The organism is Pseudorhodoferax sp. Leaf265, from assembly GCF_001422365.1.
Taxonomy (GTDB): domain Bacteria; phylum Pseudomonadota; class Gammaproteobacteria; order Burkholderiales; family Burkholderiaceae_C; genus Pseudorhodoferax.
The window spans coordinates 207046-227406 of record NZ_LMMT01000002.1 but is presented as its reverse complement, the minus strand read 5'-3'; the positions used below and the strand labels follow the sequence as shown (position 1 = coordinate 227406).

25 protein-coding genes and 1 pseudogene are annotated in these 20361 nt (G+C 72.1%); 10 read left to right on the top strand and 16 right to left on the bottom strand.

Going from position 1 to position 20361, the window contains the following annotated elements; all coding sequences use genetic code 11:
- Positions 1 to 4: 4 nt before the first annotated feature.
- Genes ASF45_RS05285 through ASF45_RS05275 form a run of 3 tightly spaced genes read right to left on the bottom strand, consistent with a single transcriptional unit; the run spans position 5 to position 1940 of the window.
- The gene (locus ASF45_RS05285; RefSeq protein ID WP_056658042.1) at positions 5 to 352 is read right to left on the bottom strand and encodes a RidA family protein; all 348 of its coding nucleotides are present in this window, start codon (positions 350 to 352) and stop codon (positions 5 to 7) included.
- 23 nt (positions 353 to 375) lie between these two features.
- The gene (locus ASF45_RS05280) at positions 376 to 1248 is read right to left on the bottom strand and encodes an amidohydrolase family protein (RefSeq protein ID WP_056658039.1); all 873 of its coding nucleotides are present in this window, start codon (positions 1246 to 1248) and stop codon (positions 376 to 378) included.
- 2 nt (positions 1249 to 1250) lie between these two features.
- Complete coding sequence (locus tag ASF45_RS05275) at positions 1251 to 1940, bottom strand: dienelactone hydrolase family protein (protein ID WP_056658036.1); 690 nt, start codon at positions 1938 to 1940, stop codon at positions 1251 to 1253.
- 130 nt (positions 1941 to 2070) lie between these two features.
- Here ASF45_RS05275 and ASF45_RS05270 point away from each other — a divergent pair, with 130 nt between their 5' ends.
- Positions 2071 to 2817: an SDR family oxidoreductase gene (locus tag ASF45_RS05270; RefSeq protein WP_056658033.1), complete on the top strand. Its 747-nt coding sequence runs from the start codon at positions 2071 to 2073 to the stop codon at positions 2815 to 2817.
- Here ASF45_RS05270 and ASF45_RS05265 read toward each other — a convergent pair whose 3' ends face one another.
- The 3 genes from ASF45_RS05265 to ASF45_RS05255 all read right to left on the bottom strand — a co-directional run bounded on the left by ASF45_RS05265 (position 2818) and on the right by ASF45_RS05255 (position 4844).
- Complete coding sequence (locus ASF45_RS05265; protein WP_056658029.1) at positions 2818 to 3339, bottom strand: DUF962 domain-containing protein; 522 nt, start codon at positions 3337 to 3339, stop codon at positions 2818 to 2820.
- A 69-nt stretch (positions 3340 to 3408) separates the two neighbouring features.
- Positions 3409 to 3909 carry a DNA-deoxyinosine glycosylase gene (locus ASF45_RS05260; protein WP_056658025.1) on the bottom strand — a complete coding sequence of 167 codons (501 nt, stop codon included), beginning with the start codon at positions 3907 to 3909 and terminating at the stop codon, positions 3409 to 3411.
- A gap of 2 nt (positions 3910 to 3911) precedes the next feature.
- Positions 3912 to 4844, bottom strand: coding sequence for a LysR substrate-binding domain-containing protein (locus tag ASF45_RS05255; RefSeq protein WP_235580816.1), 933 nt, complete (start codon positions 4842 to 4844; stop codon positions 3912 to 3914).
- 97 nt (positions 4845 to 4941) lie between these two features.
- Here ASF45_RS05255 and ASF45_RS05250 point away from each other — a divergent pair, with 97 nt between their 5' ends.
- From ASF45_RS05250 to ASF45_RS05215, 8 genes and pseudogenes are all read left to right on the top strand, one after another.
- Complete coding sequence (locus ASF45_RS05250) at positions 4942 to 5157, top strand: DUF2917 domain-containing protein (protein ID WP_056658020.1); 216 nt, start codon at positions 4942 to 4944, stop codon at positions 5155 to 5157.
- 16 nt (positions 5158 to 5173) lie between these two features.
- Positions 5174 to 5758, top strand: a complete 585-nt coding sequence (locus tag ASF45_RS05245) for a GNAT family N-acetyltransferase (protein ID WP_056658017.1) — start codon at positions 5174 to 5176, stop codon at positions 5756 to 5758.
- Between the two features lie 38 nt (positions 5759 to 5796).
- Positions 5797 to 6984: pseudogene (locus ASF45_RS36280) on the top strand (xanthine dehydrogenase family protein molybdopterin-binding subunit); the annotation flags it as partial.
- Between the two features lie 30 nt (positions 6985 to 7014).
- Positions 7015 to 7977 (top strand): xanthine dehydrogenase family protein molybdopterin-binding subunit, encoded by a 963-nt coding sequence (locus ASF45_RS37040; RefSeq protein ID WP_369802099.1) that lies wholly within the window; start codon positions 7015 to 7017, stop codon positions 7975 to 7977.
- Positions 7971 to 8945 carry a dihydrodipicolinate synthase family protein gene (locus tag ASF45_RS05230; RefSeq protein WP_235580815.1) on the top strand — a complete coding sequence of 325 codons (975 nt, stop codon included), beginning with the start codon at positions 7971 to 7973 and terminating at the stop codon, positions 8943 to 8945. Before ASF45_RS37040 ends, ASF45_RS05230 begins: the two co-directional genes overlap by 7 nt.
- Positions 8942 to 9745: an aspartate dehydrogenase gene (locus tag ASF45_RS05225; protein ID WP_056658008.1), complete on the top strand. Its 804-nt coding sequence runs from the start codon at positions 8942 to 8944 to the stop codon at positions 9743 to 9745. Before ASF45_RS05230 ends, ASF45_RS05225 begins: the two co-directional genes overlap by 4 nt.
- Before the next feature lie 9 nt (positions 9746 to 9754).
- A complete protein-coding gene (locus ASF45_RS05220) occupies positions 9755 to 10309 on the top strand; it encodes a 3-hydroxyanthranilate 3,4-dioxygenase (RefSeq protein WP_056658004.1) in 555 nt (184 codons plus the stop codon).
- A gap of 2 nt (positions 10310 to 10311) precedes the next feature.
- On the top strand, positions 10312 to 10734 hold the full coding sequence (locus ASF45_RS05215) for a PPC domain-containing DNA-binding protein (protein ID WP_235580813.1): 423 nt from the start codon (positions 10312 to 10314) through the stop codon (positions 10732 to 10734).
- Positions 10735 to 10748: 14 nt separating this feature from the next.
- Here the strand turns inward: ASF45_RS05215 and ASF45_RS05210 are convergent, their stop codons facing one another.
- The 6 genes from ASF45_RS05210 to ASF45_RS05185 form a co-directional block, all read right to left on the bottom strand.
- Entirely contained in the window at positions 10749 to 10997 is a 249-nt protein-coding gene (locus ASF45_RS05210) for a hypothetical protein (protein ID WP_056658002.1), read from the bottom strand.
- Positions 10998 to 11128: 131 nt separating this feature from the next.
- The gene (locus ASF45_RS05205; RefSeq protein WP_235580812.1) at positions 11129 to 11770 is read right to left on the bottom strand and encodes an ABC-type transport auxiliary lipoprotein family protein; all 642 of its coding nucleotides are present in this window, start codon (positions 11768 to 11770) and stop codon (positions 11129 to 11131) included.
- A complete protein-coding gene (locus ASF45_RS05200; RefSeq protein WP_056657994.1) occupies positions 11770 to 12774 on the bottom strand; it encodes an MlaD family protein in 1005 nt (334 codons plus the stop codon). Before ASF45_RS05200 ends, ASF45_RS05205 begins: the two co-directional genes overlap by 1 nt.
- A gap of 1 nt (position 12775) precedes the next feature.
- Positions 12776 to 13585, bottom strand: coding sequence for an ABC transporter ATP-binding protein (locus ASF45_RS05195; RefSeq protein WP_056657990.1), 810 nt, complete (start codon positions 13583 to 13585; stop codon positions 12776 to 12778).
- On the bottom strand, positions 13582 to 14709 hold the full coding sequence (locus ASF45_RS05190; RefSeq protein WP_082550818.1) for an ABC transporter permease: 1128 nt from the start codon (positions 14707 to 14709) through the stop codon (positions 13582 to 13584). The genes ASF45_RS05195 and ASF45_RS05190 overlap by 4 nt, the downstream gene beginning before the upstream one ends.
- A 92-nt stretch (positions 14710 to 14801) precedes the next feature.
- The gene (locus ASF45_RS05185) at positions 14802 to 15974 is read right to left on the bottom strand and encodes a GNAT family N-acetyltransferase (RefSeq protein WP_056657988.1); all 1173 of its coding nucleotides are present in this window, start codon (positions 15972 to 15974) and stop codon (positions 14802 to 14804) included.
- A gap of 157 nt (positions 15975 to 16131) precedes the next feature.
- Between ASF45_RS05185 and ASF45_RS05180 the strand changes: the two genes are divergently transcribed.
- Positions 16132 to 18129, top strand: a complete 1998-nt coding sequence (locus tag ASF45_RS05180) for a patatin-like phospholipase family protein (protein ID WP_063887581.1) — start codon at positions 16132 to 16134, stop codon at positions 18127 to 18129.
- Here ASF45_RS05180 and ASF45_RS05175 read toward each other — a convergent pair.
- From ASF45_RS05175 to ASF45_RS05160, 4 genes are all read right to left on the bottom strand, one after another.
- The gene (locus tag ASF45_RS05175) at positions 18031 to 18660 is read right to left on the bottom strand and encodes a LysE family translocator (RefSeq protein ID WP_056657985.1); all 630 of its coding nucleotides are present in this window, start codon (positions 18658 to 18660) and stop codon (positions 18031 to 18033) included. The genes ASF45_RS05180 and ASF45_RS05175 overlap by 99 nt on opposite strands.
- A gap of 28 nt (positions 18661 to 18688) precedes the next feature.
- Entirely contained in the window at positions 18689 to 19051 is a 363-nt protein-coding gene (locus ASF45_RS05170; protein ID WP_056657981.1) for a DUF5329 domain-containing protein, read from the bottom strand.
- Between the two features lies 1 nt (position 19052).
- Entirely contained in the window at positions 19053 to 19571 is a 519-nt protein-coding gene (locus ASF45_RS05165) for a GNAT family N-acetyltransferase (RefSeq protein ID WP_056657978.1), read from the bottom strand.
- Positions 19572 to 19642: 71 nt separating this feature from the next.
- Positions 19643 to 20098: a metallophosphoesterase family protein gene (locus ASF45_RS05160; protein WP_056658139.1), complete on the bottom strand. Its 456-nt coding sequence runs from the start codon at positions 20096 to 20098 to the stop codon at positions 19643 to 19645.
- Positions 20099 to 20361 lie beyond the last annotated feature (263 nt).

The following is a 20361-nucleotide window of genomic DNA, read 5'->3' as shown; positions in this document are numbered from 1 at the left end:
AGGCTTACTTGGCGGCCGTCACCATGATCTCGACCAGGAGGCGCGGATCGGCCAGTTTGGACTCGACGCAGGCACGCACGGGCAGGTTCTTGGGGTCGACCCAGGCCGACCAGACCTCGTTCATGGCCGCGCGGTTGCCGATGTCGGTCAGCCAGATCTGGGCCGACAGGATGCGCGACTTGTCGCTGCCGCAGCGCGCCAGCAGCGCGTCGATGCGGGTCAGGATCTGCTGCGTCTGGCCCTTGACGTCGGCGCTCGGGTCGTCGGCCACGATGCCGGCCAGGTAGACGGTGTTGCCGTGCTCGACGGCGTTGGACAGGATGGGGGTGGGTTCGTGGCGTTGGATGCTCATGGGAACTCTCTGCAAAAAAGGTTTCAGGGTGGCGTCGGAACTCCGAACAGCGCGGCCGCATTGTCCCAGGCGATGCGTTGCGCCAGCGGCGCCGGCAGCGCGCCCAGCCAGCGGCGGTACTCCTGCATGAGCAGGTCGTAGGCGCTCCAGCGCTGGTTGACCCAGGTGTCCGAACCGATCACGAAGCGCGTCGGGTGCTGGCGCAGCAGCGCGTCCCAGTCCGGACACAGCGTGCCGTTCTCGCAGGTGAGGCCCGGCCGGTACGAGAGTTCGCCGACGAGGCGCGGATAGCGCTCCAGCAGCGCCTGCACGCGCGCCACGGGAGCACCGCCGATGCCGGTGTGGGCCCAGACCAGCCGCGCGCCGGGCGCATGGGCCATCAGCTTGTCCACGGCCACGTCGTCCACATGGGCCAGCACGGCCAGGCCATGCCGCTCGGCGAACTGCATGAGCTGGCGCGCCACCGGCCCGTCGGCGTTGGCGCTGTCGTAGAGGTGGAACTCGCCGATGCCGCGGTACGGCCCGCCCTGGGTGCCGCGCGCGAACTCCTCCTCGACCATGGCATAGATGCTCGGGTCGCGGAACCAGTTCGTGTAGTCGTCGCGGTTGCGGTACAGCCGGATGAAGGGCACCACGGCCACGCCGGCCGCGCGCGTCTCAGGGCTGGCGGCCAGCAGCTTGGTGCCGTCGTTGGTGCGCGAATTGGCGACGATGGCGCGCACGCCGTTGCGCTGCATGCGCGCCAGCACGTCGGCCAGCGGATGCGGTCCCTGCTGGCCGTTCCAGGCCTCGACGTTGTAGTGCAGGTGGGTGTCGAACAGCGGGCCGGCATAGTCGGCCGCCAGCGCCGGAAGCGCCAGCAGCCACAGCCAGGAAGCCACCAGCCGGCCGCGCATGCTCAGCTCAGGTGCTTGCCAAAGAAGGCCAGCGTGCGCTCCAGCGCGAGCTTGGCCGCGGCCGCGTCGTAGGAGCCGCGCTGGTCGCAGTTGAAGCCGTGGTCGGCCGCGTAGACGTGGACCTCGACTTCGGGGTGGGCTTTCTTGAAGGCCTCCACGCTGTCCAGCGGGATCCAGTGGTCGCGCTCGCCGAAGTGCGCAAGCACCGGCACCTTGGGGCTGCGCGCCACCTCGGCCTCGGTCGTCACGCCGCCACCGTAGTAAGGCACGGCCGCCGACAAGCCGTTCAGCGTCGCCGCGCTGCGCCAGACCAGCAGGCCGCCCCAGCAGTAGCCGACGATGCCCACCTTCTTGCCGCTCTCCTTGGCGGCATGGTCGATGGCGGCCTGGATGTCGGCCAGCACGCCGGGCGCGGGTAGCTCTTCCACGGCGGTCTTCAGCGCAAAGCCGGCCTGCATGTCCTCGTTGGTGTAGCCCAGCTCCACGCCGGGCTTGACGCGGTGGAAGGTGGCCGGCGCGACCGCCAGGTAGCCCTGCGCGGCGTAGCTGTCGGCCACGCTGCGGATGTGCGAGTTGACGCCGAAGATCTCCTGGACCACCACGATGGCGCCCTGGGGCGTGCCGGCCGGTCGGGCCACGTAGGCAGGGAAAGTGAATCCGTCGGCAGACTTCAGGTCGATGAACTGGCCCATGGTGCGGTGCTCCTTCGTTGCGTGTTGGCGAAACGGGCGGTTGTAGCAGGAAACCGCTTGCCCCTCCACCGCACGCCGTCTTGGCGGCGACCCGCACTACCATGCGCCCTCCCCTCGCATGGAGACCTGCATGGACAAGATCGCACTCGTCACCGGCGGCAGCCGCGGCATCGGCGCCGCCACCGCGCTGCTGGCGGCCCGCCAGGGCTGGGCCGTGGCCGTCAACTACACGCACAACGCAGAGGCCGCGCAGGACGTGGTGCGCCGGATCACGGACCAGGGCGGCCGCGCCATCGCCGTGCAGGCCGACGTGTCCGACGAGGCCCAGGTGCTGCGCATGTTCGGCGAAGTCGACGCCGGGCTCGGCCGGCTCACCGCCCTCGTCAACAACGCCGGCGTGGTGGACCGCAGCCAGCGCCTGGACGAGATGGACCTGGCACGCTGGCGCCGCATGTTCGACATCAACCTGCTGGGCAGCCTGCTCTGCGCGCGCGAGGCCGTGCGCCGCATGAGCACGCGCCATGGCGGCCAAGGCGGCGCCATCGTCAACATGTCGAGCGCTGCCGCGCGCCTGGGCGGCGCGGGCCAGTACGTGGACTACGCGGCCAGCAAGGGCGCCATCGACACCTTCACGCTGGGCCTGGCCAAGGAGGTCGCGGCCGAGGGCATCCGCGTGAACGCCGTGCGGCCTGGCCTGATCGAGACCGAGATCCACGCTTCGGGCGGCCAGCCCGACCGCGTGCAGCAGCTCGCCCACCTGGTGCCCATGCAGCGCGGCGGCTCGGCCGAAGAGGTCGCCGAAGCCATCGTCTGGCTCATGGGCGAAGGCGCGAGCTACACCACGATGGCGCTGCTCGACGTTTCGGGCGGGCGCTGATCAGGCCGCCACGGCCGCGCCGCGCACCGGCCCCACGCGGGCCTCGATCTGCTGCTGCAGTTCGCGCCGCAGGCCCAGCAGGAAGGCCAGCTCGGCCAGCACGAACAGCGGGCCGATGACCAGGCCGACCAGGTCGTCGACGAAGGCCGGCTTGCGCCCTTCCCAGTAATGGCCGACGAACTGGAACAGCCAGCCGACCACGAACAGGCCCAGGCCCCAGCCCAGCCAGACTGGCGTGGGCTGCGCCGCCAGCAGCTGCGCGCACCACAGCGCCAGGCCAAGCAACACCGCCATCACAGCGCCGAGCCGCGCGTCCAGCCGCAGGTAGTACAGCGCGGTGGCCAGCGTGACCAGCGTGGCCGCCGAGACCGCCAGCGGCCCGGCCTCGGCCAGCACCGGCCGGGCCAGCAGCACGGCCACGGCCTGCACGATCATGGGGATGCCGATGAAATGCGTGGCGATGTTGCGGCGATCGCGGTGGTACGCCGCGTACTGGCTCAGCTGGTCGACGAGGTTGCGCATGGCGGTCTCCTTGGCGCGTGTCTGTCACGCGTGTTTGTGCCGCGCTTGTACACCCGCGGCGCCGGCCGCTCAAGCCAGCAATGCGTCGCGCCAGGCGGCGGTCTTGGCCGCCAGCGGCATGCCGGCATGGGCCGGGCTCGTCGAAGGCAGGCGCAGCAGTTCGAGCGGCTGCGTCAGCTGCGGCAGCACCTGCCGGCGGAACACGGCCTCGGCCTTGGCGCCGTTGAAGCACACGCGGTGGACCTGCGGATGGGCGGCGAGGAAGGCCGCGAAGTCGTTGGGCACGATGCTGGCCGGCACGATGGCGCTGTCCAGGCTGCCGGGCCGCTCGCAGCTGGCCAGCACGTCCCACAGCGCGACGCCGCCGTCCCGCAAGGCCATCAGGCGCTCGTCGTACGCCGTGTGCAGCGGATCGAAACCGAACACCGCGCCCATGATCTTCCAGAACGCGTTCTGCGGATGGGCGTAGTACTGCTGCAGACGCAGCGACATGGCGCCCGGCATGCTGCCCAGCACCAGCACGCGCGCGTCAGGCCGCGCGACCGGAGGAAAACTCTGGACCTGCGACATCGTCAAAACGGCCGCTGCGCCTCGGCATGCAGCCAGGCGATGAAGTCGCGTGCGTCCGGGTTGGCCTCGGCCTGCGGACCGGCCGCCACGAAGTAGCCGCGCTGCGAATGACCGCTGCCCTCGAAGGGCGCGACCAGCTGGCCCGCATGCAGCAGCGCGCCCGCCAGCGGCAGCCGGCCGATGGCCACGCCCTGCCCGGCCAGCGCCGCGGCCACGGCGTCGTTGTAGTTGGAAAAGCGCAGCTGGTTGGTGCCGCGGATGCCGGCCAGCCCCATGACCTGCAGCCAGGGCGCCCAGTCCTCCATGGGCGCCATGCCGTGGTGGCCCTCCATGACCAGCAGCGTGTGGTGCACGAGGTCGGCCGGGCTGCGCAGCGGGCGCGCCGGGTCCTGCAGCAGGCGCGGCGCGCAGACCGGCAGCACGGTCTCCTCGAACAGCGGCCGGCCCATGCCCTGGGCGATCGCGCAGAAGCGCACCGCCACGTCGATGCCGGCCCGCTCCAGGTTCAACAGCTCGTTGGTGGCCGACACCCGCACGTCCACCAGCGGATGGTCTGCCGAGAAGCGCGCCAGCCGCGGGATCAGCCACAGCGAGGCAAAGCCCGGCGTGGTCGTCACGGCCACCTGGCGCGCCCGGCGCACGGCACGCACGCTGGCCGTGGCGTCGCGCAGGCGCTCCAGGCAGTCCTGCACGGCGCGGTACATGGTCTCGCCGGCCGGGGTCAGCGCGAGCGCGCGGTGGCGCCGCTCGAACAGCGCCACGCCCAGGCCCTCCTCCATCTGCTGGATCTGCCGGCTCACGGCCGACTGGGTGAGCGCGAGCTCCGCGCCGGCGCGCGTGAAGCTCAGCGTGCGCGCCGCCACGGCAAAGCTGCGCAGCAGGTCCAGCCGCGGCAGGTCGGCACGTGCGATGCCCACATCGTCTGGCGTTTTCACATTCTCATTTCGCATGCAAAACATTCAAAACGACAGTTGGAACGATCGGATTCTAAGTTCTACATTCATTCCACCGAAGCATGTGATGGAGAACGACATGGATGCTCTGACCGAATACGAACTGCCCCTGCGCGGCCTGCTGCGGCTGCCGCCAGGCAGCCGCGTGGCCTGCGACAGCGGCAGCCTGTGGATCACCGAGGACGACCAGATGCTGGACACCGTGCTGGAGCCCGGCGAGCAGTTTGCGCCCGTGGCGCGTGGCGCGCTGCTGGTCTACGCGCTGTCGCCTGCCCGACTGCACCGGCTGCAATAACACGGGGGGCCAGGCCATGGACACCGCCCTCGCCTGCCCGGAGCGCAACGCCAGCGCGCGCTGGGACTTCGCCGACGGCCGCGCCGTGACCGTGCGCGCCGTGCAGCCCGGCGACCTGCAGCTGGCCTCGGAATTCGTGGCACGCGGGCTCACGCAGCAGTCGCGCTACCAGCGCTTCCAGACCGGGCTCAGTGCGCTGCCGCCCGGCATGGCGGCCTACCTGACCGACATCGACTTTCGCCAGCATGTCGCGCTGCTGGCCGTCGCCGAACACGGCGGTCGTGCGCAGCAGGTCGGCGAGGCGCGCTATGTCTGCGACGGCGACCTGCCCGACCAGGCCGAGTTCGCACTCGCCGTGGCCGACGATTGGCAGGGCCTGGGCCTGGGTGGCAGGCTGCTGCGCCAACTCGTGCGCGTGGCGCGCCGGCACAGCGTACGGCGGCTCTACGGCGATGTGCTGCGCACCAACCAGCCCATGCTGACGCTGGCCCGCGCCCATGGCTTTTCGCCCGAACGGCAGGGCGATGCGCGACTGGCGCGCGTGGCCCTGGCGCTGGACGAGCCGCTGCCCCAACCCATCCACCGCACGGCACGCGCCTGACGGCCCGGCGGCGCCGCAAGGCCGCTACCCTATGGGCCATGCTGCGGCCCCCAACCCACGCGTCGACCACGCCCCTGCCCTGGCTGGGGCGCGCTTGCCCACGACGGGAGGACGAGCACCTGCTGCGCGGCCAGGGCCGCTACCTGGCCGACCTCGCACCGCCGGGCTGCCTGGACGCCGCATTCGCGCGCAGCGGCATGGCGCACGCCCACATCGCACTGGCCAACCTGGCGGACCTGCGTGCCATGCCCGGCGTTCGCCTCGTCCTGACAGGCGAAGACCTGCAGGCCCTGGGCCAGCTGGCCATCAACCCCCTGTTCCCAGGCGTGCGCGCCTTCGGCACCCCGGTGCTGGCGCGCGGTCGCGTGCTCTGCGTGGGCATGCCCATTGCGCTGGTGGTGGCCGACACGGCGGTGCAGGCCCGCGACGCGGCCGAGGCGCTGGCGGTGGACTACGCACCGCTGCCTGCCTGCACCACAGCCGAAGAAGCGCTCACGGCGGCGCCGCTGCTGGAAGGCTGGCCCGACAACACCGCCTTCGCGCAGCGCCACCAGGCCGGCGATCTGGCGCGGGCCAGCGCCCGGGCCGCGGCCGCTGTGCAGCTGCGCGTCGCCTGCCCGCCCGTCGCGCCCATGGCGCTGGAGCCGCGCGGCTTTCTCGTGCACTGGCAGGCCGGCCGACTCACGGCCTGGACGCCGCTGCAGTCGCCGCACCGCGCGCGGCTGGAGCTGGCCCGGGTGCTGGGCCTGGCGCCCGAACAGGTGCGCACCATCGCGCCCGACGTGGGCGGCGCCTTCGGCGGCAAGGCCTCGCTGGGCCCGGAGGAGGTGGCACTGGCCGCCGCCGCGCTGCGCCTGGATGCGCCCGTGCGCTGGATCGCCACGCGCGAGGAAGACTTCGTTTCCGCGCCGCAGGGCCGGGCCGGCCACCTCGCCGCCCGGGCCTTCTTTGCCGCTGACGGCCAGCTGCTGGGCCTCGAAGCTGAGCTGCTGTAAGCGCTGGGCTGCCGCAGCACCTGGAGCACGCCCGTGCCCGCGCTCAACGCGGCGCGCATGCTGCCCGGCCCCTACCGCTGCGACGCCATCGACACCGTGGCGCGCGGCGTGGTGACCAACACGGCCGCCGTCGGCATCTACCGCGGCGCTGGCCGGCCCGAGGCCGCGCTCGTCATGGAAGGCCTCTTGGACGCGGCCGCACGCCGGTTGAACCTGGATCCGGTGGCGATCCGCCGCCGCAACACCGTGCCCGCCAGCGCCATGCCCTGGACCACGCCGACCGGCCAGTGGCTGGACTCGGGCGACTACGCTGGCCTGCTCGACGCCGCCTGCCTGCTTGCCGACCTGCCCGCGCTGCGCGCCGACCAGGCACGCCGACGCGCCGCCGGCGAGTGCGTGGGCATCGGCATCAACCTCTATGTGGAACCCTGCGGCACGGGCTGGGAGAGCGCCCGCCTCACCCGCTGGCCCGACGGCCGCGTGACCGTGGCCAGCGGCAGCAGCACCCAGGGACAGGGCCATGCGACGGCCTTCGCGCAGATCGCGGCCGACGCGCTGGGCATCGCACCGGAGCAGATCGAGGTGGTCGAAGGCGACAGTGACCGCGCTCCGGCCGGCATCGGCGCGCTGGCCAGCCGCAGCATGGCCATCGGCGGCAGCGCCGTGCTACGCGCCGCGCAAGCCTTGCGCGACCTGCCCGCCGCACCACAACCCGTCAGCGTCGAGACCCGGCACACCGCACAGGCCGAGGCCTGGAGCGCGGGTTGCTGCATCGTGCTGGCCAGCGTCGACCCGCGCACGGGCGCGGTGCGCACCGAACGCGCCTTCTGGGTCGACGACGCCGGCACGGTCGTCAACCCCCTGCTGTTCGCAGGCCAGATGCACGGCGGCTTCGCCCAGGGCCTGGGCCAGGCCCTCATGGAGCGCATGCACTACGACGCCCAGGGCCAGTTGCTGACCGGCTCGCTGATGGACTACGCGGTGCCGCGCGCCGACGACCTGCCGGAACTCGTGCACCGCAGCCGCCCCAGCGCCACCGATGCCAACCCGCTGGGCGCCAAGGGCGTGGGCGAGTCCGGCGCCATCGCCGCGCCGGCCGCGCTGCGCGGCGCCGTGCTGGACGCGCTCGCGCCCCTGGGCGTCCTGCACCTCGACCTGCCCATGACGCCCGCGTCGGTCTGGCAGGCCATCCAACACGCCACCACCGGAGACACCCCATGCTGAAGTACCGCGCGCGCGACGCCAAGGCCTATGCGCGCGAACACCTGCGCGGCGTCTGGGCCGCCGCGCCCACGCCCTTCCTTCCCGACAGCCTGGCGCTCGACGAGGCCGGCCTGCGCCGCAACCTGCGCCACTGGATCGGCGACCTGGGCATCGGCGGCCTGTTCATCTCGGGCAAGCAGGGCGAGTTCTTCTCGATGTCGGTGGCCGAGCGCAAGCGCAGCTTCGAGATCGCGGTGGAGGAGACGGCCGCGCTCGGCCACCGCAGCGGCACCATCCTGTCGTGCTCGGACCAGAACATCGACACCGTGGTCGAACTGGCCCGGCACGCCCAGGCCATCGGCGCCGACTACATCGTGGTGCATGCGCCGCTGCTGCACTTCGGCCGCGACGTGGACGACACCGTGTTCGCCTACTACGAACACATCGCGGCGCAGGTGGACATCGGCATCGCCATGTGGAGCCACGAGGACGCCGGCTACCTGATGTCGCCCGCGCTGTGCGCGCGCATCGCGCGCGCCATCCCCAATATCGTGGCCATCAAGTACAGCGTGCCGCGCCCCATGTACGTGGAGCTCACGCGCATGACCGAGGGCGAGCTGATCGTCAGCACCGCCTCCGAGGAGGAATGGCTGGACAACATCCTGGAGCTGAACTGGCAGGTCTACCTGTGCTCGATCCCGCCGCTGCTCTACCAGACGGCCGGCGACCGCCGCATCGACCAGTACACGCGGCTGGCGATGGCCGGCGACGCCGTGGGTGCGCGCCGCGTGCGCGACAGCCTGGAACCCGTGCGCCAGGCGCTCAAGTCCTGCCGGCCCCCTGGCACACCGCAGGCCTTCCAGAAGCACTGGCTGGAGCAGTTGGGCCAGGTCGGCGGGCCCGTGCGCCGGCCGCTGCTAAACCTGGACGACGCCCAGCGCGCCAAGGTGCGCGCGGCCTTTGCCGCCAGCGGACTGGGGGCGGCATGACACAGCGCATCGCCCTGATCGGCTTCGGCGCCATGGGCCGTTCTCTCGTGCGCATGCTGGCCATCCACGGCGACAGCGTGCATTGCGTGGCCGTGTTGCAGCGCCCCGGCACGCCGGCGGGCGCCGGCTGGCCCGAAGGCGCCGAACGTGTGGAGACGGTGGCGGCCTTGCTGGCGCAGCGGCCCGACCTGGTCGTCGAATGCGCGGGCCATGCCGCCCTGCAGCAACACGGAGCCGAGGTGCTCGCGGCCGGCACCGATCTGCTGGTGGCGGCCGTCGGCGCGCTGGCCGACGCCGCACTGGAGCAGCGCCTGCGCGCCGCGGCCCAGGCCGGCCGTGCCCAGGTGCTGGTGCCGGCCGGCGCGCTGGGTGCGCTCGACATCCTCTCGGCCGCGCGGCTGGCCGGTCTCACGCAGGTGGACTATCTCTCGCACAAGCCCGCGCGCGCCTGGAAGGGCACGCCGGCCGAGCAGCTCTGCGCACTCGACACGCTGACCGCGCCCACCGTCTTCTACGAGGGCACGGCGCGCGAGGCCGCGCTGCGCTTTCCGCAGAACGCCAACGTGGCCGCCGCCGTGGCCCTGGCCGGTGCCGGCTTCGAGGCCACGCGCGTGCGGCTCATGGCCGACCCGGCGGCCGAGGGCAACCGCCATGTGCTGCATGCCGAAGGCGCGTTCGGCCACTTCGACTTCGCCGTGACCGGCCAGGTGCTGCCCGACAATCCCAAGACCTCGATGCTGGCGCCGGCCAGCCTGGCGCGCGGCATCCTGAACCGCGGCGCCGCCATCGCCCTCGCCTAGGAGACACGCATGCCGCGCTACGGCCCGCCCATCAACTTCCCGCAATGGATCGCCGAGCACGCCGACCGGCTCAAGCCGCCGGTGGGCAACCAGCAGGTCTGGCAGGACGCCGACATCCTCGTGACCGTGGTCGGCGGCCCGAACCAGCGCACCGATTTCCACGACGACCCGCTCGAGGAGTTCTTCCACCAGTTCAGGGGCAACGCCAGCCTGCTGGTGCTGGACCGCGGCCAGTTCGAGCGCATCCACCTCAAGGAGGGCGACATCTTCCTGCTGCCGGCCCATGTGCGGCATTCGCCGCAGCGGCCCGAGGAAGGCAGCCTGTGCCTGGTGGTCGAGCGCGCGCGGCCGGCCGGCCTCGTCGACGGCTTCGAGTGGTACTGCGCCCACTGCGCGGCGCTGGTGCAGCGCTCGGAGGTGCAGTTGCAAAGCATCGTGGCCGACCTGCCGCGCGTGTTCGACGCCTTCTACGGCAGCGACGCGGCCGCACGCCGTTGCCGCTCCTGCGGCCAGGTGCACCCGGGCCGCGACTGGCAGGCCTGGCACGCCGCGGTGGCGGCCTGAGCATGGCGACCGAACTGCGCGTCGAGGTGCTGCGCCTGGCGCCCGGCGACGACCTGCGCACGGCCTTGCAGCGGTGGGCCGACCAGGCGGCCCATGCTGCCGAACCCGTGCACGCGGCCTGCGTGCTCTCGGCCGTGGGCAGCCTCACACGGGCCATGCTGCGCTACGCCGACGCGCCCACCGGCACGCGCATCGACGGCCCGCTGGAACTGCTGGGCCTGGCCGGCACGCTGGGGCCGGGCGGGCTGCACCTGCATGCCAGCGTGGCCGATGCCAAGGGCCAGGTGCTGGGGGGCCACGTGATGCCCGGTTGCAATGTGCGCACCACGGCCGAGATCGTGCTGGGGCTGCTGCCGGCCCACCAGTTCGACCGGGTGGCGGACCCGGCGACGGGGTATCTGGAATTGCTGGCGCAGCGGCGCTGAGGCCCCAGAGCCGCTCAGCGCCTGGGTGCCGGCCTGGCCGCTGCCTTCGCGGGCGCCTTGTCGCCCTCGCGCACCTTGACGCAGGACACCGTGCCCACGCCGCTCGGGTACTGCACGTTGCAGCCCTCGTTGCCGTTGCAAACGGTGTTGGACGGCACGCTCACAGGCACGTAGAAGTAGCAGGCCACGCCGTCCGCGCCGTCCATCAGCTTGACCACCTTGGTGCCGGGGAAGGGGCCCTGCCATTCGCCGACGATGGACATGGCCGGTACGGTCTCCGCAGCGGCTGGCGCTGATGCAGCGGAGGCAGCCGGTGCAGGTACCGGTGCCTGCGCCCTCGCGATCAGGCAGGCGCAGGCCGCAGCGGCAGTAAGAACCCAACGCCCGGCCGGCTTCACCGCGCCACCGTCTCCAGCCACTGCGACAACTCCGCCGCCGCCGCGTCCGTGGCCTCGGCCAGCGCACGCACGCCGCCGGCCGCATCGGCCGTGGGCGCGGGCCGCTGCACGATCACCTGGCGCTGGGCCAGCACCTTCTCGCCGGCCGGCAGGTTGTCGACCACCGTGGCGCGCAGCCGCATCAGGCCCGCGCTCTGGGCCGGCGCCGTGAACAGCTGGCTGAATTCCAGCAATTCCACGCGCAGCACCAGCGGCTGGCGGCCGTCATTGCGCAGCATGGCCGCGCCCTCGCCGGCACCCACGACGGTGCGGCGCTGGCCCAGCTGCTCGCGCAGGCGCTGGCGCACCAGTTGCGCGGGCGGCATGCTCCAGCGCGCCTGGGCATAAGGGCGCAGCTGCTGCGCATCGGCATAGCCCAGCCGGTACAGCACGGCCGTGCCGGCCTCGAGCGGGCCTGCGGCCTCGACCTCGTCCAGGGCCAAAGGCGCCAGCGGAGCACGGCGGTCCGTGGGCGCATCGGCGACCGGGCCGGGGCCGAAGTCGTACTGCGCGGGGCGCGTCGGCTTGTCGGGCAGTGCCGAACAGCCGGCCAGCAACGCGGCCAGCAACAAGGGGGAAAGCAATGCGGTGCGGCCCATCATCTGGCTCCTGCGGCGGCGGGTGGCGCGAAGCCGGCTTCGCCCGGCCCCGGTGGAACATTGCCGCTGCCGAAGATCAGCGACTGCGGGTTGTCGTTGATGCCGTTGACGGTGCGGCTCAGCTGGCGCGCCGCGCGGGAGGCGTCCTCGCTCACACGGTTCACGCGCGGCAGCGTGGCGGCGCCGAAGGTCTCGGCCACGCGCGACAGCGCGGCCGTGCCTTCGGCCAGGCGGTCCAGCGGGCCGTCCTTCTGGTTCAGCCGGTCGGCGGTCTTGTCGATGTTGGTGGACATGCGGGCCACGTCGTCGGCCGCCGTGCGCACCGCCTGCAGGCTGCGCGTGAGCTCCTGCGCCATGCCCGGCACCTGGGCCAGCGCCGGGTCCACGCGCTGGCGCAGCGTGCTGTCCAGCTGCACGACGAGCTGGTTGACGTTCTGCGCCACGGCAGCGATGCGTTCGGTCGCCACGGCCGTGTTGTCGAGCACGGCGCCGACCTTCTTCTGGTTCTGCTCGCCCAGCATCTTGTTCACGCTGTCCAGCGCCTGCTGCACCTTGGCCAGCAGCTCCGGCGCCTGGTCGGTCAGCTCGCCCAGGCGTGAGTTCTTGAGCGGCAGGCGCGGCACGCCGCTGGCACCGGCCGGCAGCGGTTGCGCGGTCTCGCCGGAATCGTCCAGCTGCACGAAGGCCAGCCCGGTGATGCCCTGGTAGCTCAGCGTGGCGAAGGTGCTGGGCGACAGCGGCGTGGTGTCGTCCACCGTGAGGCGGATCACGATGTTGCCGGGCACGTCGGGGTCGAAGCCGATGAAGGTGACCTTGCCCACGGCCACGCCCTTGTAACGCACCGGCGCCTGCGGCTGCAGGCCGGTCACGGTGTCACTGGTGGACAGCTCGTAGGTGTGGCTGCTGCCGCTCTCGCGGCCGAGCCAGACCGCGAGCGCGATCAGCAATGCGGAGACCACCAGCACGAAGATGCCGGCGGCCATGGCGTGGGCTTTGTTTTCCATCTCAATCCTTTTCGGTGGACACCGGCGCGGGCACGATGCGCCCGATCGGCGTCATGGCGCGGCGGCCGCGTTCGCCCTGGAAGAAGTCGCGCACGAAGGGGTGCTCGTAGGCGGCCACCTCCTGCGGCGTGCCGTGCACGAGCACGCGCTTTTCGGCCAGCACCAGCACGCGGCTGGACAGTGCGAACAGCGTGTCCAGGTCGTGCGTGACCATCACCACGGTCAGGTTCAGTTCGCGGTGCAGCGAGCGCAGCAGCTCGACGAACTCGTCCGAGCCGTGCGGGTCCAGCCCGGCCGTGGGCTCGTCCAGCAGCAGCAGCGGTGGGTCCATGGCCAGCGCACGTGCCAGGGCCACGCGCTTGACCATGCCACCCGAGAGGTCGGCCGGCATCTTGCCGGCGTGCTGCGGGCCCAGGCCCACCATCTGCAGCTTGACCAGTGCGGTGTCGTAGACCAGCTCGTCGGGCAGGCGGCGCAGCTCGCGCAGCGGAAACGCGATGTTGTCGAGCACGCTGAAGGCCGAGAACAGCGCGCCCTGCTGGAACAGCATGCCCACGCGGCTGGCGGCGCCGCGCCGGCCCAGCTGTGCGGCCGGCTCGCCCAGCACCGTGACCTCGCCGCGGTAGGGCTTCTCCAGCCCCAGCATCTGGCGCAAGAGAACGGTCTTGCCGGTACCCGAGCCGCCGACCAGCGAGACCACCTCGCCGGCGCGGATCGACAGTTCCAGGTCCTTATGGATCACGACCTGGTCGCGGCCTTGGCCGAAGGCGGTCCACAGCCCCTGGATGGAGACGACGTCCTCGGAACTCATATGCCGACGCTGCGGAAAACCACCGCGAACAGCGCGTCGACCAGGATCACGGCCGTGATGGCCGAGACCACCGAGGCCGTCGTCCCCTGCCCCAGGCTCTCGGTGTTGGGCTTCACGCGCAGGCCGTAGTGGCAGCCGATCAAGGCGATCAGGATGCCGAACACGACCGACTTGCTGACCGCCAGGGAGAGGTTGGCCGCGCTCACCGCATCGGGCAGCGCGCCCACGAAATAGGCCGGCGTGATGCCCAGCGCGAGGTCGGCCGCGAGCATGCCGCCCGCCATCCCGGCCAGCGTGGTCCAGGTGGCGATCAGCGGCATGGCGATGGCCAGCGCGATGGCGCGCGGCAGCACCAGCCGAAAGCCGTGCGCGATGCCCATCACGCGCATGGCGTCCAGCTCCTCGGTCACGCGCATCACGCCGATCTGCGCCGTGATGGCCGAGCCCGAACGCCCGGCCACAAGGATGGCGGCCAGCATGGGCCCGAGCTCGCGCACCAGCGAGACGCCCAGGATGTTGACGATGAAGGACTCGGCGCCGAACTGGCGCAGCTGCAGTGCCGTCAGGTAGGCCAGCACCACGCCGATCAGCGCGCCGACCAGGGCCGTGATGGGCAGGGCCATCGCGCCCATCTGGTACAGGTGGCCCGAGATGTCGCGCCAGGGGCCGTACTGCGGCCGGCGCGCGAAGCGCAGGCCGTCCAGCGCGAGCTGGCCGATCAGGCGCACGCCGCTCTTGAGCTGGCCCAGCCCGCGCAGCACGCTGGCGCCCAGCGTGTCGATGGTCTGCGCGAAGCTGCCGTCCGCTTCGACCTTGCGCGCGCAGCTGAATTCGGCCACGCGCTCCAGCATGCTGCGCTGCTCGGGCAGCAGCGCCAGCCGTGCCGGCCATTGGCGGCCCCAGTGGTTCCAGAGCAGCTGCGCGCCCAGGTGGTCCAGCCGCTCGATCTGCTGCAGGTCCCAGCCGGCCGTGGCCGGCAGCGCGGCCAGGGCCTGGCGCACGCGGCCCAGGTGGTCGCCGCCCGCCAGGTCGGAAGCCGTCCAGCGGCCCGTCAGCACGGCCTGGCGGTCGTCGCCCTGCCCGGAGGCAGCGATGTGCGGTGATGACGGGGAAGCAGCGTCCATGCAGGCAGGATGGGCGGTGTACGGCGGGTGCAGCGAGGCCGGCATCGTACCAAGCCGCTCCGCGCACGCCGTAGGACCGCGGCCATACGCAGCTACAGGCTTTTGCGGTACTGGATGAATCCGGCGTTCTGCGCCACGCGGTCGTACAGCAGCCGGCCAGGCGCGTTGCTCTCGTGCGTCAGCCACCAGACGCGGCTGGCGCCCTCTGCGGCCGCGCGCGCGTAGACCGCCTCGATCAGCGCGCGGCCCACGCCGCGGCCGCGCGCGGCCGGCACCGTGAACAGGTCCTGCAGGTAGCAGTAGGGACCCTCGGTCCAGGTCGAGCGGTGGAAGATGCAGTGCACGATGCCCAGCAACTGGCCCGCGGCGTCGAAGGCGCCGAGTGCGTGCATGGGCTCGGCCGGGTCGAGTAGCCGCTGCCAGGTGCGCGCGTCGAGCGCATCACCCAGGTCCACCTTGTAAAAGCTCTGGTAGCCCCGCCACAGCGGCAGCCAGGCTGCATGGTCGGTGGCCGCGAGCGGACGCAGCTGCAGGTCGGCGCGGGCAGCGCCGCTGTGCGCGGCGCGCAGCGCGGCCAGGCCCTGGCGCTGGTGGCCGTCGGCGTCGAAGTTGTCCGGGGCCAGCCAGGCCTCGAAGGCTGCGCGCAGGGCGGGCCAGTCGCCATCGATGACGGCGAACCAGGCCGTGTCGCGGTTGCGGCCCTTGGTCACGATGGCCTGGCGGAACACGCCCTCGAACGTGAAACCCAGGCGCTGGGCGGTGCGGCGCGAGGGCGCGTTCAGGCTGTCGCACTTCCACTCGTAGCGGCGGTAGCCCAGCTCGTCGAACACATGGCGCATGAGCAGGTACTGCGCCTCGGTGGACAAGGGCGTGCGCTGCAGGTGCGGCGAAAACATCACGTGGCCGACCTCGACCACGCCGTTGGCCGCATCGATGCGCATGAGCGCCAGCGTGCCCACGGCCCGGCCGCTGGCCAGGTCGACGACGGCGAAGTGCAGCGGGTCGCTGCTCTCGGCCATGGCCTGGGCATGGCGCCGGTAGGCCGCCGCGTCGGCGAACGGCTCGCTGGCCATGTAGGTCCAGGCACGCCCGTCGGCCGCGTCGGCGTAGGCCGCGTGCAGGTCGGCCGCGTGGCGCTCGGCGTCCAGCGGTTCGAGCCGGCACAGGCGGCCGGTGAGGGTCACGCGCTGCGGGCGCGGGCGCGGCGTCCAGTCCGACACGGCGGCGCCGATGGGTTGGTCGAAGGCATTCACGCGCTGGGTCATGGTGTGCGGTTCCGGTGAGATGGGCAGCGGCCGAAGCTACCTGCATACCGGCCTGCCGCAAAGATCCAATCCTGCGATGCACGAGGGGACCAAGCCGCACAGCCCCCCCCACCTACAATTTGCAACCGCCCCGCCCTGTCCCCCTTCCTCCAGGCCCATGGACTCCTCGACGGCACGCCAGCGCTTTCACGACGAACTGCTTGCCCGGCACCTGTCGACCATCTTCGGCGAGGTCGAACCGACCGCCCTGGCCCATTTGCGCCGCCACCTGCGCTGGATCGAGATCGCCGGCGGCGAGACGCTCATGCACCAGGGCGAACAGGGCGATTCCATGTACCTCATCGTCAGCGGCCGGCTGCGCGCCTACGTGCGCGCGGCCGACGGCAGCGAGCGCATGGTCGGCGAGATGGCGCGCGGCCAGACCGTGGGCGAGATGAGCCTGTACACCGGCGAGCCGCGCGCGGCCACCGTGGTGGCGGTGCGCGACTCGGTGCTGGTGCGGCTGGCCAAGTCCGAGTTCGTGCCGCTGCTGGAAAGCAGCGCCCAGGTGTCGATCGCGCTGACGCGCCAGATCGTGCAGCGCCTGAAGGGCGAGCAGCGCCAGCAGGCGCACGAGCGCCCGGTGGCGATCAGCCTGGTGCCCATCACCGCGGGCGTGGACGCCGCGGCCTTCGCCGCCGACCTGGCACGCCAGGTCGGCGAGCGGCTGGCGCTGACCCAGGGCCAGGGCCGCGTGCGCATCGTCGATGCCGCGCAGGTGCGCCAGGCCCTGGCCGATGCCGGCGTCTCGCTCGACGATGCCGACCCCGAGGCCCGCGCCGACGCCAGCCGCCGCGTGGCGCTGCTGCTCGACGAGATCGAGGCCACGCACGACGCCGTGCTGCTGCTGGCCGACGCCGGCCCCACGGCCTGGACGCAGCGCTGCTGCCGCCACTGCGACGAGCTGCTGCTGCTGGCCGACGCCGGGCAGCCGGTGGCGCTGCACGCGGTGGAGCAGCAGTTCCTCATGCACCGCCCGCCGCGCACCGAGGTGTCAGAACTGCTGGTGCTGCTGCACCCGGCCGAGCGGCGTTCGCCCCAGGGCACGGCGGCCTGGCTGGAACGCCGGCCACTGGCCGGCCATGTGCACCTGCGCCCCGCGCTGGCACGCGACATGGCGCGCATGGCGCGGCTGCTCACGCGCACGGCAGTCGGCCTGGTGCTGGCTGGCGGTGGGGCGCGCGGCTTCGCCCACCTGGGCGTGTACCGCGTGCTGCGCGAACAGGGCGTGGAGATCGACTGGGTCGGCGGCACCAGCATCGGTGCCGTGATGGCGGCCTATGTGGCGTCCGACCAGTCGCTGGAGACGGTGATGGCCAACGCGCGCAGCGCCTTCGCCGTGAACCCCACGGGCGACATGAACCTGTTCCCGCTGCTCTCGCTGTTCAAGGGCGTGCGGCTGCGCGGCGTGCTGCGCAGCGCCGTGCAATCGCTGGTGGGTTTCGATGCCGACATCGAGGATCTCTGGAAGAACTACCACTGCGTGGCAACCAACTACTCGCGCGCCAGCGAGCAGCGCATCGCGCACGGCAACCTCGTGCAGGCGCTGCTGGCCAGCATCTCGATCCCGGGCGCGCTGCCGCCCGTGGTGCGCGACGGCGAGCTGCTCTGCGACGGCGGCACCTTCAACAACTTCCCGGTCGACCAGATGCGCCGCATGCGCGGCGTGGGCTATGTGATCGGCGTGAACCTGAACACGCGCGGCCCCACGCAGGTGCCGGCCGGCGAGCTGCCCGGCAACATCAGCCTGTGGCGCGACCGGCTGCGCCCGCCGGCCCAGCGGCGCTACCGCCTGCCCTCGCTGCCGAGCTACCTCATGACGGTGACGGGGCTGTACAGCATGTCGCGCCAGGCCCAGGCCCAGCAGGGCTGCGACCTGTACTTCCATCCGGCGCTGGAACGCGTGGGCATGCTGCAATGGAAGAGCATCGACCAGATCGTGGCGCGCGGCTACACGCATGGCAAGACCGTGGTCGCCAGCGTCGACGCGGCGCGGCGCGGCCTGCTCGGGATGGGCTCAGCGCCGATTGCCCAGGGCCAGGATGGACAGGCCGGAGACCACGAAGGTCGCGCCGGCCCCGATGTTGAGCCAGGCCGTGGCGCGCGGTCGACGTGACAGCCAGCCCGACAGCCGCGCCGCGGACGCGCCGAGGAGCGAGAAGATCACGGCCGTGAGCACCGCGAAGATCGCGCCATAAGCCAGCATCTGCAGCGGCACCGAACCGCGCTCCGCGCTCACGAACTGCGGGATGAAAGCCAGCACGAACAGGCCCGGCTTGGGGTTCAGCACGTTGGACAGCAACCCCGTGAAGAACACGCGCGGCAGGCTTTGGTGCGCCGCCGGCGCGAACGAGATCAGGCTGCGCGCGCGCAGCGCCTTGACGCCCAGCCACAGCAGGTAGGCCGCGCCCACGATCTTGATCGCCCAGAACGCCAGCGGCGAGGCCTGGATGACCAGCGTGAGGCCCAGCGTGGCGGCCAGCGTGTGGACCATGATGCCGAGCCCGGCGCCGACCGAGGAGGCGACCGCTGCCGTCCGGCCCTGGCCCAGGCCGCGGCTCAGCGCGAGGATGTTGTCGGGGCCCGGCGCCAGCACCACCAGCAGCGTGGCGAGCAGGTAGGCGATCAGGATGTCGGCGGGGAACATGGGAAGTCTCCTTCAGTGGGGGGATTCGTCAAGGCTTCTTGCGGCGCAATTCCTGCAGCCGCTGCAGCAGCCAGGCACGGCTGTCGACCGGCTCGGCACCCGCGCAGCGCACGCGGTAGGGCTGGCTGCTCATGCTGCTTTCGGAGGCGGCCAGCCCGATGAAATCCTCGGTGCTGCGGATGGCGTCGCGGTTTTCCAGGTAGTCGCGCTTTTTCTGCAGGTGGGCGACGGCCTCGGCGCCCGCATGCCAGCGGCCGTTACGCTGGAATTCGCAGCCCGAGGCCTGCAGGCCGGCCAGCAGTGCGTCGATCTCGGCCTGCACAGGCGCGGGCGGCGGCGCGGCCTGGGCCAATGCACAACAGCTCGAGAGGACAGCAACCACGCGACGCATCTCAGGACCTCGCCAAGGCATACAGGCGCAGCGAGCGGTCGCCGACCGGCACCATGCCCTGGAAACGGAAACCCAGCGCGCCCAGCAGCTTGGTCGAGCGCAGGTTGGTCGGTGCCGTGACGGCCAGCAGCCGTGCCAGCTGCAGCTCGCCGAAGGCATGCCAGAGCACGGCCTGCGCCGCCTCGCGCGCATAGCCCAGGCCTTCGTGTTCCTGCAGCAGCGCAAAGCCGAGGTCCGGTGCCGGCAGCGCCTCGCGCTGCACCAGGCCGCACAGGCCCAGCGGCGCGCCATCGCTGCGGCGCTGCACCAGGTACATGCCGAAGCCGTGGCTGGCGTAGGGCACGAGGATGTGGGCCGCGATGTGGGCCTGGGCATCCGCCAGCGTGCGCACCTCGCGATCGCCGATGTGGGCCAGCCAGGTCGGCCCGTTGAGCAGCTGCAGGTAGAACGGCGCGTCGGCCAGCGTCAGGCGGCGCAGCGCGAGGCGCGGGGTCTCGGCGACGGTGACTGCGGCCCCCACGCTCCCCGCTGCGCGCGGTTCGCTGCCCCCCGAAGGGGTGCGGGCTTGCTTGGGACGGCCCGGCGCGGCGCTCACACCAGCTCCTGGATGCGCGCCGTCGCCTCGCCGCTGTCCACCAGCAACTCGGCCGCCGCGATCGGCAGCGTGAAGCGGCGCGGCCCGCAGCTGCCCGGGTTCACGTAAAGCACGCCTCCCTCGCGCGCGATGCGCGGCTTGTGCGAATGGCCCGTGACGACCACCTGCACACCCGCGGCCGGATCCAGCCGCAGCTGGGCCAGGTCGTGCAGCACGCACAGGCGCAGGCCGCCGATGTCCGCCACGCAGGTCTCGGGCAGGCGCTCGGCCCAGGGGCCGAAGTCGTTGTTGCCGCGCACGGCCGTCAGCGGCGCGAGGGCGGCCAGCTGGTCGAGGATGGCCGGATCGCAGATGTCGCCCGCGTGCACGATGTGGTCGCTGCCGCGCAGAAAGGCCAGGGCCTGCGGACGCAGCAGGCCGTGGGTGTCGGAGAGCAAGCCGATGCGGAACATCGGCGCAGTATGCAGGAAGGCCTGCCACCGCAGCATCGGCGTCCACCCTGCTCTGCGCCCTGTGGCGAGCGTCAGGCCGGCGGGCGACCGCGCCTGCCTTCCGGCGCCTACGGCGCGATCAGGCCGACAAGGACGGCCCACGGCACCACGTGTTCCATTTCCGCCAGGAACGCGCTCTTGCTGGTGAACCGCAGGCCAGCAGCGGGGTGAAGCGGGGTGGTGTCCACCGCCAAGCATCGCCTGTGCAGTGCGGGGTGCGTGGC

Bases quoted from the DNA above. Each gene is read 5' to 3' on its own strand.
- ASF45_RS05265 (WP_056658029.1), bottom strand. From the start codon at position 3,339: ATGCGCAACCTCGTCGACCAGCTGAGCCAGTACGCGGCGTACCACCGC.
- ASF45_RS05230 (WP_235580815.1), top strand. From the start codon at position 7,971: ATGCTGAAGTACCGCGCGCGCGACGCCAAGGCCTATGCGCGCGAACAC.
- ASF45_RS05245 (WP_056658017.1), top strand. From the start codon at position 5,174: ATGGACACCGCCCTCGCCTGCCCGGAGCGCAACGCCAGCGCGCGCTGG.
- ASF45_RS05180 (WP_063887581.1), top strand. From the start codon at position 16,132: ATGGACTCCTCGACGGCACGCCAGCGCTTTCACGACGAACTGCTTGCC.
- ASF45_RS05275 (WP_056658036.1), bottom strand. From the start codon at position 1,940: ATGGGCCAGTTCATCGACCTGAAGTCTGCCGACGGATTCACTTTCCCT.
- ASF45_RS05190 (WP_082550818.1), bottom strand. From the start codon at position 14,709: ATGGACGCTGCTTCCCCGTCATCACCGCACATCGCTGCCTCCGGGCAG.
- ASF45_RS37040 (WP_369802099.1), top strand. From the start codon at position 7,015: ATGCCCTGGACCACGCCGACCGGCCAGTGGCTGGACTCGGGCGACTAC.
- ASF45_RS05200 (WP_056657994.1), bottom strand. From the start codon at position 12,774: ATGGAAAACAAAGCCCACGCCATGGCCGCCGGCATCTTCGTGCTGGTG.
- ASF45_RS05205 (WP_235580812.1), bottom strand. From the start codon at position 11,770: ATGGGCCGCACCGCATTGCTTTCCCCCTTGTTGCTGGCCGCGTTGCTG.
- ASF45_RS05250 (WP_056658020.1), top strand. From the start codon at position 4,942: ATGGATGCTCTGACCGAATACGAACTGCCCCTGCGCGGCCTGCTGCGG.
- ASF45_RS05220 (WP_056658004.1), top strand. From the start codon at position 9,755: ATGCCGCGCTACGGCCCGCCCATCAACTTCCCGCAATGGATCGCCGAG.
- ASF45_RS05185 (WP_056657988.1), bottom strand. From the start codon at position 15,974: ATGACCCAGCGCGTGAATGCCTTCGACCAACCCATCGGCGCCGCCGTG.
- ASF45_RS05195 (WP_056657990.1), bottom strand. From the start codon at position 13,585: ATGAGTTCCGAGGACGTCGTCTCCATCCAGGGGCTGTGGACCGCCTTC.
- ASF45_RS05160 (WP_056658139.1), bottom strand. From the start codon at position 20,098: ATGTTCCGCATCGGCTTGCTCTCCGACACCCACGGCCTGCTGCGTCCG.
- ASF45_RS05260 (WP_056658025.1), bottom strand. From the start codon at position 3,909: ATGTCGCAGGTCCAGAGTTTTCCTCCGGTCGCGCGGCCTGACGCGCGC.
- ASF45_RS05270 (WP_056658033.1), top strand. From the start codon at position 2,071: ATGGACAAGATCGCACTCGTCACCGGCGGCAGCCGCGGCATCGGCGCC.
- ASF45_RS05285 (WP_056658042.1), bottom strand. From the start codon at position 352: ATGAGCATCCAACGCCACGAACCCACCCCCATCCTGTCCAACGCCGTC.
- ASF45_RS05215 (WP_235580813.1), top strand. From the start codon at position 10,312: ATGGCGACCGAACTGCGCGTCGAGGTGCTGCGCCTGGCGCCCGGCGAC.
- ASF45_RS05280 (WP_056658039.1), bottom strand. From the start codon at position 1,248: ATGCGCGGCCGGCTGGTGGCTTCCTGGCTGTGGCTGCTGGCGCTTCCG.
- ASF45_RS05225 (WP_056658008.1), top strand. From the start codon at position 8,942: ATGACACAGCGCATCGCCCTGATCGGCTTCGGCGCCATGGGCCGTTCT.
- ASF45_RS05175 (WP_056657985.1), bottom strand. From the start codon at position 18,660: ATGTTCCCCGCCGACATCCTGATCGCCTACCTGCTCGCCACGCTGCTG.
- ASF45_RS05170 (WP_056657981.1), bottom strand. From the start codon at position 19,051: ATGCGTCGCGTGGTTGCTGTCCTCTCGAGCTGTTGTGCATTGGCCCAG.
- ASF45_RS05210 (WP_056658002.1), bottom strand. From the start codon at position 10,997: ATGTCCATCGTCGGCGAATGGCAGGGCCCCTTCCCCGGCACCAAGGTG.